This window comes from Hyalangium minutum (genome assembly GCF_000737315.1).
Lineage (GTDB): Bacteria > Myxococcota > Myxococcia > Myxococcales > Myxococcaceae > Hyalangium > Hyalangium minutum.
The window spans coordinates 158,208-174,132 of record NZ_JMCB01000001.1 but is presented as its reverse complement, the minus strand read 5'-3'; the positions used below and the strand labels follow the sequence as shown (position 1 = coordinate 174,132).

Below are 15,925 nucleotides of genomic sequence, written 5' to 3'. Positions count from 1 at the left end.
CTGGCGTCAGGGGCCCGTCCCCACCGTCCTCCGCTCAGCCCAAGCGGCGCGCGCGTGCCAGTTCGACGTGGTGGGGAGCGGCGAGCGCCTCGCGGAAGAAGGGGCGGAAGTCGCCCTTGATCTGGAGGCGGCGCAGGTTCTGGCTCAGCCCGCCAATGGCCCGGTAGAAGAGCAGCCCCTCCGCCGGAGGCCTGACGCGGAGCAGATCCAGCGGGTACTTCTTCTTGAGCTCCGTGAAGCCGGCGATGAGCTGATCACTGCCGAAGTCATAGGGCCCCTTGAAGGGGCTGGAGATGAGCTCGTGGATGCGCTCGACGAGGGTGCGCGCGCGCTCCTCGGGCATGTCGAGGCGGAAGCCGGCCTGCCGCACCAGGGGGACGATGTCCACCTTGCGATTCTCCAGCATGCCCTGCATGACGGAGACCACGGCATGCCAGAAGGGCTCGGAGAGGGGCTTGATGGCGCCGAAGTCGAGCACGCCCAGCTTGCCGCCCTCCAGCACCAGGAAGTTGCCGGGGTGGGTGTCGCCGTGCACCACGCGGTGGAGCAGGAAGGGGCCGTAGACGGCGCGCACCAGCTTCTCGGCCAGGGCGAGGCGCTCGCTCTCGGGGTGAGGCGACTCCAGCCAGGAGTGCAGGGTGGGCCCCTCGAGCCACTCGAGCACCAGCACCCGGCTGGTGCTGAACTCGGGGAAGCTGCGCGGCACCACCAGCTCAGGCCAGTGGGACAGGTAGGTGCGGAACTGCTCGAGGCTGGCCAGCTCCTGCTTGTAGTTGAGCTCGTCGGCCAGATCGCGCTTCATCTCCTCGTAGTATTCTTTCGTGTCGAGGAGGCTGCCGGCCATGCCCAGGGTCTTCACGATGGGCCGGATCAGCTCGAGATCCTCCTGCATGGCGCCAGCGATGCCGGGGTATTGGACCTTGACGGCCACCTTCTCGCCGGAGTGCAGCCGGGCGCGGTGCACCTGGCCGAGCGAGGCACCAGCGCAGGGCGTCTCTTCGAAGGATTCGAAGACCTCGCTCAGGGACTTGCCCAGCTCGGTCTCCAGGGCGTGGCGCACCTGCGGAAAAGGCAGCGTGGGGGTCTTGGCGAACAGCTGGCCCAGCGTCTTGCGGGCCTCCTCGGGCAGGTTGTCGCCAAAGAGGGTCATCAGCTGGCCGGCCTTGACGGGGATGCCCTTCATCTCCCCAAGCACTTCCATCACTCGCGAGGCGGCGGCGCGGCCCGGGTCCACTGCTTTGCCGAGCACTTTCTGCAGGCCTGCCGAGACCAGCTGCGTGCCTGCACGTCCTGGAAGCGTCAGCATGCGCCCGAGCCGACGCATCTTGCCGCGGGGGATCTCACCTTCGTCCGACATTGTTTCTCCGTGAAAAGGTTGTCCCCTCTTGGGGACTGATCAACACGCTATCACGGGCGCGCAAACCACGGCGAGAGGCTCTCCGGAGATGCGAGCCTTTCCAGGTTTGCATGAGTCCAGGGGGACGGGATATATGACGGGCCGTTGGTTCGAACTGCCCCTCTTTAGGAGTTCCTCGTGAAAGAGATTCGCACCGAGATCCATATCCAGGCACCGGCCGAGCAGGTCTGGAGCATCCTGACGGATTTCAAGGCGTTCGCCGAGTGGAACCCTTTCCTGCGCCAGGCCCAGGGAGAGATGGTGGTGGGCAAGCCGTTGGAGATCACCGTGCAGATGGATCCCCGGACGGTGCGGAGCTTTCGGCCGAAGATCGTCCAGGTGACGCCGGGCCGCGAGCTGGAGTGGGAGAGTAAGGTGTTGAATGGCTGGTTGCTGGTCAGCCGGCACAGCTGCACGGTGGAGCCGAAGGGCGCCCGTGAGGCGGTGTTCGTCAACCGTGAGATCTTCACCGGCCCGCTCTCGGCGCTCATGGGCGCGCAGGTTCAAGAGGGCGCCCGCAAGAGCTTCGAGGCGATGAACCAGGCGCTCAAGGCTCGGGCCGAGGGTGCCGCTCGCGCGGCGGGCTGAGCCCAGCCGCTGCTTCTGCCCCATCGACTTCATTTCAAAGGGATCAGGTCTGTCATGCAGGGAACCAGTGTTGCTCGGCAGGTGAGCTCGTCGGTGGTGGCCGCGCAGTCGGCATTTGGGCCGGAGGAGCACTCCCGTCTTCAGCGGACGGCGTGTGATCTGTTCTGTGAGCAGGCGGAGCGGACGCCCCAGGACTGCGCTCTCCGGGACGGGTCGCGCGCGTGGACGTATGCGGAGCTGAGGGAGCGGGTCTGCCGGCTGGCGGGCTACCTCCGGTCCCGTGGCGTCACTCGCGAGACGCCCGTGGGCATCCTGCTGCGCCGCTCCAACGACATGGTGGCCGCCACCCTGGGCGTGATGCTGTCCGGGGGCTCGTACGTGCCCATGGATCCGGACTACCCGCCGGAGCACCTGCGCTACATCTGGAAGGACGCGGGGATCCGGCTGGTCATCACCGAGGAGGCGCTGCTGGGCGAGCTGCTCGGAGATGGCACGGAGGCCATCTGCGTCGATCGGGATGCCGCCGCCATCGCCGCGGCGCCGCCCGTGTCCCGGCAGGACGGCCCGCGGCCCACGGATCGCGCCTACGTGCTCTACACGTCGGGCTCCACGGGCAGGCCCAAGGGGGCGCAGATCGAGCACCGCTCCCTCACCAACCTGCTGCTCTCCGTCCACCGGCTGACGGGCATGGGGCCCACGGATACCTATCTGGCCACCGCGTCGATCTGCTTCGACATCGCGGCGGCGGAGCTGCACCTGGCGCTGCTGGTGGGCGGCACCACGTGGGTGGCCGATCGCAACGAGCTCAAGGATGGGGAGCGGTTCGCCGCGCTCCTGGAGCGCAGCTCGGCCACCTACGCGCAGTCCACGGCCTCGGGCTGGAAGATGCTGCTCAAGCTCGGGTGGAAGAGCCGCTCCAACCTCACCATCTGCACTGGCGGCGAGCCTCTCTCTCGCGAGCTGGCCGAGCAGCTGCTGTCCCGCGGCAAGCGCGTTTGGAACTGGTACGGCCCCACCGAGACCACCATCTACTCCACCGGGTGGCTGGTGGATCTCCACTCTGAGGCGATGCTGATTGGCAAGCCGATCGACAACACCGAGCTGAAGGTCGCCGATGAGTCGGGCCAGCCCGTGCCGGCTGGCGAGGTGGGGGAGCTGTGGATCGGTGGGGTGGGGGTGGCCCGTGGCTACCTCAACCGGCCGGAGCTCAACCAGGAGAAGTTCGTGCAGGGCTGGTACCGGACCGGGGATCGCGTCCGCATGCACGCGGACGGCAACCTCGAGTACCTGGGGCGCGTGGATCACCAGGTGAAGATCCGCGGCTACCGCATCGAGCCTGGCGAGATCGAGAACACGCTGCGCCAGCACCCGGCCGTCTCCGAAGCCGTGGTCATCAAGGACGAGGACGCGAACCAGGATTCGCGGCTGATCTGCTACGTGGTGCCCGCGGAGGTGGTGGGCCGCGCGGAGTCCACAGACTGGCAGGGGTTGTTCAACGAGGCCTACCTGCACGAGGGCGGCGGCCGGCAGGCCGTCATCGAGAGCCGCGACAACCCGTTCGCCGGCTACCGCAGCAGCTACACGGGCCAGTTGGTGCCGGAAGCGGAGATGCGGGAGTGGGCCGATACCACGCTCCAGCGGCTGTTCGCGCTCTCCCCGCGCCGCGTCCTGGAGATCGGCAGCGGCCTGGGACTCCTGGCGTTGCCGCTCAGCAAGCGCTGTGAGCAGTACACCGGCTTGGACTTCTCTCAGAGCGCCGTGGATCACCTGCAGGCCCGCTTTGAGAAGGAGGGGCTGAGCAACGCCCGCGTGCTCCAGCGCGAGGCCAACCAGCTGTCCGGCCTGGGGAGCCACGAGTATGACCTCGTGATCCTCAACTCGGTGGTGCAGTACTTCCCGGACGCCGAGTACTTCCTGTCCGTCATTCGCCAGGCGCTGGACTTGCTGGCTCCCGGCGGCGTGCTCTTCATGGGCGACATCCGCAACGCGCACCTCCAGGAGGTGTTCCACGCGGACATCCTGCGGCACCGCGCCGCCAAGCCGTTCTCCCAGGAGGAGCTGGCGCGCAGGCTGGAGGTGGCGCTGCTCAACGAGAAGGAGCTGGTGATCAGCCCCGAGTTCTTCCACGCTCTGGCGGGGACGTTCCCGCAGGTGGATCGCGTGCGCGTGGAGCTGCGCGAGGGCCGCAGCGAGAACGAGTTCACCCGCTTCCGCTACGACGCCTTCCTCCAGGTTCAGTCCCAGCCCGCCTTCCTCGCGCAGCAGCCGGTGCGCGACTGGGCCACCCAGCCCGTGGACATGGCCGCGCTGGAGAAGCTGGCGAAGGAGTCCTCCGAGCCCGCCTTCCTCGTGCGCGGGATTCCCAATGCGCGCCTGCCCCAGGAGGCCCAGGGCCAGCCGGGGCTGCACCCGGAGGCGGTGCGCGAGCTGGCCGCCCGTCACGGGTGGCGTGTGGCGATCTGCTGGTCTGTGGGCGATGCGCCCGGTGGCTTCGACGCGCAGTTCTACCGGGAGAAGGCGGGCCAGGTTCCGTCCTCCTTCCGTCCGGACCGATACGGGACGCTGGGTGCGCCCGAGCAGTACTGCCGCTTCCCCAAGCGGGCCCTCTCCACAGGCAAGCTGCCCTCCATGTTGAGGGAGTGGGTGGGCGCGAGGCTGCCGGCGCACATGGTCCCCTCCCACTTCATCGTGCTCGACACGCTGCCACTGACGCCCAACGGCAAGCTCGACCGCAAGGCCCTGCCTCCGCCCGAGGCCGTGCGCCCCGAGATGGCCGAGCCGTACGTGGCCCCGCGCAATGACGTGGAGCGGAAGATCGTCCAGATGTTGGAGGCCCAGCTGAGCCTTCGCCCGGTGGGTGTGGGGGACAACTACTTCGAGCTGGGTGGCAACTCTCTGTCCGCCATCACCTTGATCAAAGAGGTCCAGGACACCTTCGGCTGTACTTTCCCGCTGATGGGCTTCTTCGAGGCTCCCACGGCGGCCACGCTGGCTCTGCTCGTGAGCGCGCGGGCGGACATCGTCCCCGCGGGAGCCTCCGCCAGCGCGCTCGTCCCCATCCAGAAGGCGGGCAATGGCTCGCCCTTCTTCTGCGTGCACGGCGCGGGTGGAGTGGCGTTTGCCCTGGTCGACTTCGCGCAGCAGGTGGGCAAGGAGCGGCCCGTCTACGCGATCCAGGATCCCGCCATCACCGATCTGAGCAAGACCCAAGCGGACGTGCGCGATATGGCGGCGAGCTACGTCCAGGCCATTCGCACCGTCCAGCCCGAGGGGCCGTATTACCTGGGCGGCTACTGCTTCGGCGGCATGGTGGCCTTCGAGATGGCGCAGCAGCTTCGCGCCGCCTCGCAGAAGGTGGAGCTGCTGGCGCTGCTGGATGCCCCCTTCGCCAATGATCGCTGGAGCGGCCACAGCCCCTTGCGGCTGATGTACCGCAAGATCCGCAGCTTCATCGAGATCTGGGGCGGCTTCGCCCCGTATGCGATGGACGACATGTTCGTGCGGCTCGCCTCACGGCGCGCGGAGCGGGCGAAGCGGGGCGAGAAGGCGTCGGGCTTCTCTGACTGGATGGAGCGGCGCCTGCTGGCCTTCGCCAAGCGCAACTCCGTGCTGGGGCAGATCCTGGATGAGCAGTCGCCCCTGCTCAGCACGCGGCAGCCAGAGATGGAGAACCTCAAGAAGCTGGTACGGCACCACGTGGCGGTGTGGGAGCGCTACCAAGCCCAGCCCTACGATGGGCGGGTCCTCTTCGTGCGCTCCACGGTGCCCACAATGCTCACCGATAACTACGGCGACGACATCCTGGGATGGCGCTCCTACCTCAAGGGAGAGGTGGTGACGAGGGATGTGCCGGGAGCCAACCACTTCAGCCTGCCGCGGCGCCCCTTCGCGCTCACGATGGCGGAGCACGTGAAGGAGGCCCTGCGCGGCCGCTGAGGCCCCGGCCACCCGTCTTCCCGGGCCTGGGAGCCTTCCCTGCAGAGGGCCCCCAACGTCAGGGGCCCTCTCGACTCCGGCGGCTCAGGAGGAGGCGAGCTTCCTCAGGCTCTCGGCCCGGGCCCTGCGCGCGTTGATCACGCGGACCTTCAGCTTCTCGAAGATGGCCAGCTTGTTGCCGAACATCTGCACCATCTTCTCGTCCTTGCTGTCCTTGGACTTCGTCTGCGAGCGCATGTGCGCGATGAGGCCGTCGTAGAACATGCCCCACTCTGGCAGGGTCGCCTCAATGAGGGAGGCGGCCGTCGCGTAGTCCCCGAGCGCCACGAAGATGTGGGGCACCGACTCGCGGAAGTAGAAGGGCACGTTCTGCGCGATGAGCTGCTCGTTGAACTTCACCGCCTGCTCGCGGGTGATCAACCCCGCGCGGGCCTCGAGCACCTTGAAGGCCGCCTCGTTCTTCGCCCGGACGATGCCGGTGTCCGCCACCTCGCCCTCGTGGGTGAGCCCCTTGGCCGCCATGTCCTTGTGGACCGTCTCGAGCAGCGCGGGCACCTGGCGCGCCGCTGCCTCCAGCCCTTGCTTGCGGAGCAGCACGCCGATCACGTTGTACAGGCGCGCCTCGATCATGTTCTCCAGCGAGTCGAACATGCGCTTGCCCAGCTGCGGATCCTTTGCGGACAGCTCCTCGTAGGTGATGCGCCCCGCGCTGATCTGGTTCTGGCTTCCCCGCATGTACAGGGCGTCGAGATCAATGCCTTGGAAGAGGTCCGGCTGCTTCGCCTTCTTCTCCCGGAGCTTCTCCACGAGTGCCCGCGTCTCCTCGAAGCTGAGGCTGTAGCCGGCCGTCTGGATGGCCGTTTCCACCAGGTGCTTGAAGGGGATGCCCACCGCCGTCTCCGGCGTGGTGGCCTCGAGCGCCAGCTGCTGGAGCGTCTGGGGGAACTGGGGCCGCTCCAGCCACAGGGTGAGGTACTGGGTGAAGAGCTGCGCGCTCGTCACGTGTGGGACGATGGCCCAGGTGCGGGTGGCCGGATCACAGAAGTAGACGGTCTGGAAGTGCAGCATCTCCGAGGGCAGGTAGTCCACTCCATGCGCGCGATCGAAGTCGGCCTCGTTGAGCACCAGCGACTCCACCTTGGACAGCAGCTCATTGAGCCGCGCGCCGTGCTGGGGGAGGCTCTCCTCGTAGGTGACGCACTCGTCAGACCAGGGGGCCTCGATGCGCACGACCAGCCGCTTACCTGCCTGCAATGCGCGGTTGAAGGCCTGCTCCATCAGGCGCCGCTGCGGCGTCTGGTATTTCGTATCAGTCGTCCCTCCGTGGATCAGATCTGCGGAGGAATTGGCGGGGGCTGTGCTCATGGTGGTCATATGAGTGGGGGAGGGGGCAGGTGAAAGAGGCCTGCAAGAGGTGTTATGAAGCGCCCCCAACACCAAAGGCCCCCCCATGTGGATATTGACAAGGCTCGGTCGCGCTTCGGTTCTCTACTATACCATCATGTTGAGCTACTTGATCCAGGTAAGCCTGGAAAAGCTGCTCGGCAAAGAGCGCATGAAGGAACGCAGGGAGCGTGTGCACCGCACCAATGCGCGGCGCGTCTACCACGGCATCGAGAAGCTCCGCGGCGTCTACATCAAGTTCGGGCAGCTGGCCTCGCTGATGGGCAACGTGCTTCCCGCCGCATACATGGAGGAACTGGAGGATCTGCAAGATCAGGTGCCTCCGCATCCCTTCTCGGAGATGGAGCGCACCTTCGTGGGGGCGGTGGGGAAGCGCCCCCACGAGGTGTTCGCTCGCTTTGAGGAGCAACCTATCGCCGCCGCCTCGCTGGCGCAGGTGCACCGCGCCACGCTGAAGACGGGGGAGGAGGTTGCCGTCAAGATCCTCTACCCCACCTCGCACCGCCTGCTGAAGGTGGACATGGCGATGATGCGGCACTCGCTGAAGATGTCGCGCCTGTTCTTCCCCGTCGCCTCGCTGGAGCGGGTGATGGTGCAGCTCGAGGCGCTGTTGCGCAGCGAGACCGACTTCCGTCACGAGGCACGGGCCATGGAGCGCATGGCCCAGGAGTTCGCCGGCGAGCCCGACGTGAGCTTCCCCCAGGTGTACTGGGACTTCACCTCGGAGAAGGTGCTGGTGATGAGCTACGTGCAGGGCATCAAGATGACGCGCCGGGAGGAGCTCGCGGCGGCCGGCATCGACGGCAAGGCGCTGGCCACCCGGCTGGTCAGCCTCTTCTGCAAGCAGTTCTTCCTGAACCGCTTCTTCCAGGCGGACCCGCACCCCGGGAACTTCTTCGTGCAGCCGGGGCCCACCGGCCCACGCCTGGTGCTGCTGGACTTCGGTACGGTCACCGAGCCCGCGCCGCACATCGTCGAGGGGTTGCAGCAGGTGCTGACCGGGGTGGCCACGCGGGATGAAGAGCTCGTCATCCGCGGCGTGGAGACCATTGGCTTCATGAGCAAGGCGGGCAAGCGCGAGGTGCTCGAGCGGGTGATCCGCGGCTACTTCAAGCGCGTGGTGGAGGAGCTGCGCAAGACCCCCGGCACCGAGCCTGGCAAGCCCGAGGAGATTGGCGTGAAGGCCAGCGAGATGCGCGACCTGCTCAAGGCGCTCCAGTATCCGGAGGGGTGGTACTGCGTCGAGCGCGCCGTGGTGACGCTCTTCGGCCTGTCCCGCCAGCTCGCGCCGGACGTCCACCCCCTCAACTTCGCCATCCCCTTCATCATGGGGCTCGTCCGGGCTCAGCAGCTCGCCAAGACCTTCGCCGCCTGAGCCCCTCCTGCCGACTCCTCCTCGGAACCAGAATATTGCAAAAAACCTGGATTCCTGTGTTAGACAGAGGAGCCTGCGACTTGGGGGTAAGCTTGTTTTTCGAGAAAATCTGGAAATGGCTGTTGGGGCTCGGACGCGACCAGTACGTGCTGTACTTGTTCGGCTGCGTGACATTCTCGATGGGAGCGGCGTTCTTCATCGCGTCGAACCTGGGGACGGACCCGCTCGACGTCATGGCGCTGGGCCTGGTCAAGCACCTGCCGCTCACGGTGGGGCTGGCGCAAGGAGGCTTCGCGGCGCTGTGCCTGCTGGTCTACGGGCTCTGGAACCGGACGAGGCCCCCGCTGTCCCCCTTCTTCACCTTCTTCTTTTGCGGCAGCCTCATCGATCTGTGGATGAACCTGCACTTCGTGGAGCGCTTCGTGGGGCTCAGCCCGTTCCCGATGATGCTGGCGGGCGTGGTGCTGTGCGCCTATGGCTCCTCGTTGATCATCATGAGCGGCATCGGGATCCGGGCCATGGATCTGGTGGCCTTGACGATGGTGCGCAGGTGGAAGCTGCCCTTCTGGCTCTGCAAGGGCGTCATGGAGGTGCTGCTGCTGGCTGCTGGGTGGGTACTTGGAGGGCCAATTGGTATTGGAACGATCTTCTTCCTGGCGTTCGTGGGGTGGCTCATCCAGCCGCTCATCTGGATCAACACCAGCTACTTGCGCCTGGAGGACTACGGGCTGAAGCAAGCACGCGTGCAGAGCCCGGCCAGCTGAAAGCTTGGTGGATGTGCTGGGCTGTGCCAGCGTAGTGAGCCGTTCATGATCCAGAAGGTTGTGTGGATATGTTGAAGGGGAGCGGTGTCGTGTGGAGCGGGCTGCTGTTCCTGCTGTTGGGAACGGCGGCTCGGGCGGAGGTGTCTGCCTCCGTCGGCGGCAGCGTCCGCAACCGGCTGTACGTCTTCAGCCCGCTGGACAAGGACAACTACAGCTACGAGCTCAACATCCGCCCCGAGTTCACGGTGAACGTGAGCGAGGACATGGCCGCTGTGGTGACGCTCAACGCTCAGCGGCTGCTGGGGGCGGCGGGCCGGGCCGGCAACGCCGAGGTGCTGCTGGTGGACCGGGCCTATATCGACTACCACTTCGAGAAGTGGGATCTGCGCATCGGCCGGCAAGCCATCAACATGGGGTCCGCGATGATCTGGAACCCCATCGATCTGGTGGATCTCAACACCCCGTTGAACTTCGCGGTGCAGAAGCGCGGCGTGGACACTGCCCGCGCCTCCATCTCGCTGTCCCCCACCGCGCGGGTGATTGGCGCCGTGGCCTTTCCTCAGAACAAGGCCCTGTCCCTGCTGCGAGCCGAGTGGCTGTTGGGGGGGACGGGCATGGCGGTGGTGGCCGTGGATGATCGGCGCCGGGACGAGCAGGTGCTCGGCGTGGACATCAAGGGCGACCTGGAGGTGGGCTATTGGTTGGAGGGGGCGGTCCACCTGCCCCAGGAAGGCAAGGTCTCCTACCGGGTGGTGGTGGGGGCCGACTACTCCTTCCCCGTCCTCCAAAGCCTGACGTTCTCCGCGCAGTACTACCGGGACAGCTCCGGCGGCGCCGGCCTGTCCGACTATGACTACGAGGCCCTCGCCGCGGGCCGGCGCAGCTTTCTGGGGCGCCAGTACGTGTCGCTGACAGGCAACCTCTCCACCGACGAGGTGACCTACGTCTCGCTGGCATTCATCGGCAACCTCGAGGACCGCACTGGGCTCGTGTCGTTGGGGGTGGGCCGGTACTTCTTCGACAACCTGGAGGTGTCACTCCGGGGACTGCTGATGGGAGGCCTTCAGGGGCCGGGCGAGTTCAAGCCCGGCGAAGGGCACCCGTTGGGCAGCGCGCTGTCGACACGCACGGTCGAGCTCTATGTCGACTGGCGGTTCTAGCCCTCAGGAGTCAACGCACACATGAGTCAGAATGTCACGTCCCAGGTGAATGTCCCGGCCGGTGCCACTTCGGCTCCCATGAGCCAGTCGGCCATCGTGCAGCTCCAGCAGACCACGCGCTCCTACGGCTCTGGGGAGGCGATGGTGAAGGCGGTGGACGGAGTCGATCTGGTGATCCCCAAGGGGGCCTTCCTGGCGCTGACCGGCCCGTCCGGCTCGGGCAAGTCCACGTGCCTGAACCTGATTGGCGCCATCGACGCGCCCTCGTCCGGCAAGGTCATCGTGGATGGAGTGGATCTCAGCACGCTCAATGCCCGGCAGATGACGGAGTTCCGCAAGGAGCGCATTGGCTTCATCTTCCAGGAGTTCAACCTCATCCCGGTGCTGACCGTGCATGAGAACGTGCAGCTGCCCCTGCAGATCAAAGGCGGCCTGTCGCGGACGCAGATCGCGGAGCTCGTCGACCCGGTGCTGGAGCGGGTAGGGCTCAAGCACCTGGCGCACCGGCTCCCGCGGCAGCTGTCGGGCGGGCAGCAGCAGCGCGTGGCCATTGCCCGGGCGCTGGTGAAGAAGCCCGCGGTGCTGCTGGCCGACGAGCCCACGGCCAACCTGGACAGCCACACCGCTCGCGAGATTCTCGGCCTGATGAAGGAGCTGAACGCCTCCTTCGGCACCACCTTCATCTTCTCGTCCCATGATCCGCTGGTGATGGAGTACGCCACCCGGCTGGTGAGGCTGCGCGACGGCAAGGTCATCGGCATCGAGGAGCGTGGGTAATGTTCCTCCTGCGAATCGCGCTGAAGAACACGTTCCGCAAGGCCCGCCGCTCGCTTCTGACGGCAGTGTCCGTCTTCGTGGGCGTGTTCATGATGCTCCTCGGGTTGTCCTTCGTGGACGCGCTGGACAGCTCCGTCATCCGCGGGCAGATCCGCTCGGACACGGGGCACTTCCGGATCATGTCCAAGGGCTATCTGGAGGCGGAGGAAGAGAACGAGCAGGGGCCCCTGGTGGAGGGGTGGGAGAAGGTGAAGGCGCCGCTGGGAGAGACCTCGGGCGTTCAGCTCCATCCGCGCCTGTCCTTCCCGGCGGAGCTGAGCAACGGCACGGACGGGCTGCACGCCCGGGCAGTGGGCATCGAGCCGGAGACCTACCTGGCCGCGTTCGAACTCCCCGTCATCCGCTCGGCGCCGGTGCCGCCGGAGCAGACGCCTGTGTGGGTGGGCGCAGGGCTGGCCGAGGCACTCAAGCTGGAGCCCGGCTCCTCCGCGACGCTGCTGGCGCGCACCCGGTTCGGGGCCTATACGGCGGAGGAGTTCGTGGTGGCTGGCATCATCCGAAGCTCCAATGCCGCCGTGGACACCTCCACCTTCTTCCTCCCGTTGAAGAAGGCCCAGCAGTTGATGGACGCGCAGGACGCCGTCTCCGAGGTGGTGGGCCTGCTGCCCCGCGACGCCATGGCCATGGACCTGCAGGCGCGCCATGCGGCGCTGCTGGGAGGCCAGGGGCTCGTCATGCAGACGTGGAAGGAGCGTGCTGCCCCGGTGCTCGGCGTCAACCAGAGCAAGCGCCAGTCGCTCGACGCGCTCGTGCTGGTGATCATGCTGGTGGCGGCCAGCAGCATCGCCAACACCTTGGTGATGAGCGCCTTCGAGCGGCTCCGGGAGATCGGCACCTACCGCGCGCTGGGCCTGCAGACCGAGCGCGTGGCCGCGATGCTGATGGTGGAGGCGGCGGTGATCGGCCTGATGGGCGCGCTGGGGGGCTCGCTGCTGGGCTGCGCTGTCATCCAGGGCATGAGCAAAGGCGTCGACATCTCCCAGATGGCGGCCTCCAGCAACTTCAGCGTGTCGATGAGCACCATGCTCTACGTGGACTTGTCGTTCTCCCGGGTGGCCTCCGCCTTCGCGACCGGCCTCATCGTCGCCGCGCTCGCGGCGCTGTACCCGGCCATCAAGTTCTCGCGGCTCAGCCCCATGGAGGCGATGAAGCGCTGACCCAGGTGGGGTGCCCGTCTTCGTCCCTGAGAGAGGAACCTTCCGTGCTCTATCTGCTTCGATTGGGTTTCAAGAACATCTTCCGCCAGCGGACCCGTGCCGCGCTGGCGCTGGCGGCCATCGCCCTCGCCGTCACCTTCATCGTGGGAGGCATCACCCTGGCAGGCGGGGTGGAGAAGCAGATCTTTCTGGAGATGGTAGGCGAGTCCGGGGAGCTGGTGGTGGCCCAGAAGGACTACTTCGCCAAGAGCCGGTTCAATCCCCTCAAGTACTTTGTGCCCGGCACCTCCGAGCTGAAGCAGCAGCTGCTCAAGGTGGAGGGCGTGGAAGCGGCCGCTCCGCGCATCGACTTTGGCGTGCTGGTGGAGAGTGGCCAGAAGAACAAGTCCGTGCGCGCCACGGGCGTGGACGTGGAGGTGTTCGGCCAGCGCTCGGGCCTGCCCCACAACATCGTCGCGGGCAGCTACCTCCAGCCGGGGCAGAAGGCCATCTTGCTGGGCAAGACCTTGGTGGACGAGCTAGGCCTCAAGCTCGGCGACAAGGTAACCCTCCTGGGTAAGGACGCATACGACAGCTTCACCGCGGATGACTTCCAGCTGGCGGGGATCTTCGACCTTGGCAACGCGGCCGCGAATAGAGCGCTCTACATGCCCGTCCAAGCGGCACAGGAGTTTCTGGGCATGGAAGATGGCGCTACGAAGATCGTTCTGTATGGCACCCGGTACGATCAGGCGGGGCCGCTGGCGGAGCGCATCCGCGCCAGTGGGATTCTGGGGGAGAGCACAGCGATCCGGACGTGGCAGGACGATCCGTTCCTGCTGAGCATCTACCAAATGCTGCAGGGCATCCGGCAGGGTGTCTCCTTCATCGTCTGCTTCGTGGCCGGCTTGGGCATCTTGAACATGATGATGGTGTCCGTGCTGGAGCGCCGCAAGGAGGTGGGGGTGTTGATGGCGCTGGGGATGTCTCGCCGGGGCATTGTCACCTCGTTCCTCTACGAGGCGGCGCTGTACGGGTTCCTGGGCAGCATGGCGGGGCTGGTGTTCGCCATTCCACTCGGGTGGTACCTGCAGACGGTGGGGCTCACCGTGTCCTCGGACAAGGTGCAGGGGGTTGCCCTGGCCGTCTCGGTGTTGCGGGGAGACTTCACCGTGGGCGCCGTGGTGACGGCGGTCGTCATGGGCGTGCTGCTGGGCATCCTGGGCATGATTCTCCCCGTGCTCAAGACGCTGTCGATGACGCCTCAGGATGCGATGGTGAAGGGCTAGTCAGCCGACTTTTGAATCGCGGCCACGGTGCCGCGTCGAGGTGGATCATGTCGAACATAACGAACAGCGAGAACGCTTCACGCAAGGGCGTACGGACCCTCACGGCGGCGCTGCTGGGGCTGACCTTCCTGCTGGGGGGCACCCCGATCCAGGCGGCCGAGCAAGCCCAGGCTCCGGCCGCGCCTGCCAAGGCTCCGGCTGTGCCTGCCAAGGCTCCGGCTGCGCCTGCCAAGACCGCGCAGACTCCTGCCAAAGCTCCGGCTGCGCCTGCCAAGACTGCGCAGACTCCTGCCAAGACCTCCGCAGGCACTCCCCCGGTTGCACAGGCCCCCGCCCCGGCTGCACAGCCGCCGGCCGCACAGCCCCCCGCTCCGGCTGCCGCACAGCCGCCGGCCGCACAGCCCCCCGCTCCGGCTGTTGCACAGGCCCCCGTTCCGGCCGTGCAGGGCCCCCCCCCGGCTGCACCCCAGGGGACTGCGCTGGCTGCACAGGGGACCGCCGCGCTCGTCGAAGAGTTGACCTCGGTGGAGGAGATCCTCCGGCGTATGGACGGGCAACTGACCTTCGAGACGCGCTCGGCGACCGCGAAGATGATCATCGTGACGCCGAGCGAGACGCGCGAGAAGGAGCTGAAGCTCTTCTCCCGCGGCCAGACGGACTCCTTCATCATCTTCCTGAAGCCGGATCGGGATAAGGGGAGCCGCTTCCTCAAGCTGCAAGGGCAGCTGTGGACGTACTTCCCGCGGACAGAGAAGACGGTGAAGCTGTCGGGGCACATGCTCCGCCAGTCGATGATGGGCTCGGACTTCTCCTATGAGGATATGGCGGAGAACAAGAAGGTGCTCGACAGCTACAACGGCGAGCTGAAGCCTTCCGAGAAGGTGGACGGAGAGGACGCCTACGTCGTGTACCTGAAGGCCAAGAACCAGGGCGTCGCCTACCCGGAGATCCGGCAGTGGATCTCCAAGCGGACGCTGTTGCCCCTGAAGGAGGAGCGCTACGCCAACACGGGCAAGCTGCTGAAGGTGATGCGGATGGTGGATGTCGTGAAGATCGGTGATCGCTTCTACCCCCAGCGCGTCATCCTGGAGGACAAGCTGAAGCAGGGCAGCCGGACGGAGCTGGTGCTGACCGACATCAAGTTCGGCGCGGACGTGCCGCAGGGCATCTTCGATGTGCGCAACCTGGAGCGGACCACGAACTTCTAGGTCCGCTTCCCCCCGCCTGGAGCCAGGGCTCTTTCCGCGAGACGCAACAGATGGTGGATGAACGTGAGTGGGTAGGGCGGTGGTTGGTGCGTCCGCGGCCAGACCCCGGGGCAATGGTGCGGTTGGTCTGCTTCTCGTACGCGGGGGCGGGGACGACCGTGTACCACGGGTGGGCGGATCTGCTGCCCCCCGGGGTAGAGGTGGTGCTCGTGCGGCTGCCAGGGCGCGAGTCGCGCATCCGTGAGCCGCCCTTCACCTCAATGACGGCGATCGTCCAGGCGCTGGCGCCCCTCCTGGCCCGGCACGTGGAGGGCCCCCTGGCCTTCTTCGGGCACAGCATGGGGGCGCTGGTGGCCTTCGAGACGGCCCGTGAGCTGCGCCGCAACCATGGACGCCAGCCCGCACACCTGCTCGTCTCGGGGCGCCACGCGCCGCACTTGCAGCACGCCGATCCCCCAATCCACGCGCTGCCGCAAGAGCAGTTCATCCGCGAGATGGTGCAGCGCTACAACGGCTTCCCGCGCGCCATCTTGGCGGAGCCGGAGCTGCTGCAGCTGTACCTGCCCAGCCTGCGGGGGGACTTCGCGGTGCTGGAGAGCTATACGCACGTGCGGGAGGCGCCGCTCGACTGCCCCATCTCCACCTTGGGTGGCGTGGAGGACGCACGCGCGCGTCCGGAGGAACTGGAGGCCTGGCGCCAGCACACCGCGGCAGCCTTCTCCCGGCAGATGTTCCCCGGCGGCCACTTCTATCTCAACGAGAAGGGCGGCGCCCGGGAGGCGCTGCTCCGGGGCCTCTCGGAGCAGCTCATCCCCTTCCTGGTGCCCTGAGC

General features: G+C 66.8%; 12 protein-coding genes. 10 read left to right on the top strand and 2 right to left on the bottom strand.

The genetic code is table 11. The features are described 5' to 3' along the window. Positions 1-34: 34 nt before the first annotated feature. Positions 35-1,357, bottom strand: a complete 1,323-nt coding sequence (locus tag DB31_RS00560) for an ABC1 kinase family protein (protein ID WP_044180602.1) — start codon at positions 1,355-1,357, stop codon at positions 35-37. Between the two features lie 177 nt (positions 1,358-1,534). On the opposite strand from DB31_RS00560, the gene DB31_RS00555 reads away from it, so the two are divergent. After that, positions 1,535-1,984 carry an SRPBCC domain-containing protein gene (locus tag DB31_RS00555; protein ID WP_044180591.1) on the top strand — a complete coding sequence of 150 codons (450 nt, stop codon included), beginning with the start codon at positions 1,535-1,537 and terminating at the stop codon, positions 1,982-1,984. Positions 1,985-2,038: 54 nt separating this feature from the next. Beyond that, a complete protein-coding gene (locus tag DB31_RS00550) occupies positions 2,039-5,920 on the top strand; it encodes an amino acid adenylation domain-containing protein (RefSeq protein WP_044180590.1) in 3,882 nt (1,293 codons plus the stop codon). 84 nt (positions 5,921-6,004) lie between these two features. Here DB31_RS00550 and DB31_RS00545 read toward each other — a convergent pair whose 3' ends face one another. Beyond that, entirely contained in the window at positions 6,005-7,285 is a 1,281-nt protein-coding gene (locus tag DB31_RS00545; protein ID WP_157231698.1) for a hypothetical protein, read from the bottom strand. A gap of 190 nt (positions 7,286-7,475) precedes the next feature. Between DB31_RS00545 and DB31_RS00540 the strand changes: the two genes are divergently transcribed. From DB31_RS00540 to DB31_RS00505, 8 genes are all read left to right on the top strand, one after another. Then, complete coding sequence (locus tag DB31_RS00540) at positions 7,476-8,699, top strand: ABC1 kinase family protein (protein ID WP_169786995.1); 1,224 nt, start codon at positions 7,476-7,478, stop codon at positions 8,697-8,699. Between the two features lie 92 nt (positions 8,700-8,791). Further along, positions 8,792-9,463, top strand: coding sequence for a YczE/YyaS/YitT family protein (locus tag DB31_RS00535; protein WP_044180587.1), 672 nt, complete (start codon positions 8,792-8,794; stop codon positions 9,461-9,463). A gap of 68 nt (positions 9,464-9,531) precedes the next feature. After that, a complete protein-coding gene (locus tag DB31_RS00530; protein ID WP_044180585.1) occupies positions 9,532-10,623 on the top strand; it encodes a hypothetical protein in 1,092 nt (363 codons plus the stop codon). A 21-nt stretch (positions 10,624-10,644) separates the two neighbouring features. Continuing rightward, on the top strand, positions 10,645-11,400 hold the full coding sequence (locus DB31_RS00525) for an ABC transporter ATP-binding protein (protein ID WP_240486453.1): 756 nt from the start codon (positions 10,645-10,647) through the stop codon (positions 11,398-11,400). Continuing rightward, positions 11,400-12,617: an ABC transporter permease gene (locus tag DB31_RS00520; protein WP_044180584.1), complete on the top strand. Its 1,218-nt coding sequence runs from the start codon at positions 11,400-11,402 to the stop codon at positions 12,615-12,617. The genes DB31_RS00525 and DB31_RS00520 overlap by 1 nt, the downstream gene beginning before the upstream one ends. A 44-nt stretch (positions 12,618-12,661) precedes the next feature. Continuing rightward, the gene (locus tag DB31_RS00515) at positions 12,662-13,885 is read left to right on the top strand and encodes an ABC transporter permease (protein WP_169786994.1); all 1,224 of its coding nucleotides are present in this window, start codon (positions 12,662-12,664) and stop codon (positions 13,883-13,885) included. A gap of 47 nt (positions 13,886-13,932) precedes the next feature. Continuing rightward, positions 13,933-15,093: an outer membrane lipoprotein-sorting protein gene (locus DB31_RS48470; RefSeq protein ID WP_157231696.1), complete on the top strand. Its 1,161-nt coding sequence runs from the start codon at positions 13,933-13,935 to the stop codon at positions 15,091-15,093. A gap of 113 nt (positions 15,094-15,206) precedes the next feature. Next, complete coding sequence (locus tag DB31_RS00505) at positions 15,207-15,923, top strand: thioesterase II family protein (RefSeq protein WP_240486452.1); 717 nt, start codon at positions 15,207-15,209, stop codon at positions 15,921-15,923. The last annotated feature ends 2 nt before the right edge of the window (positions 15,924-15,925 follow it).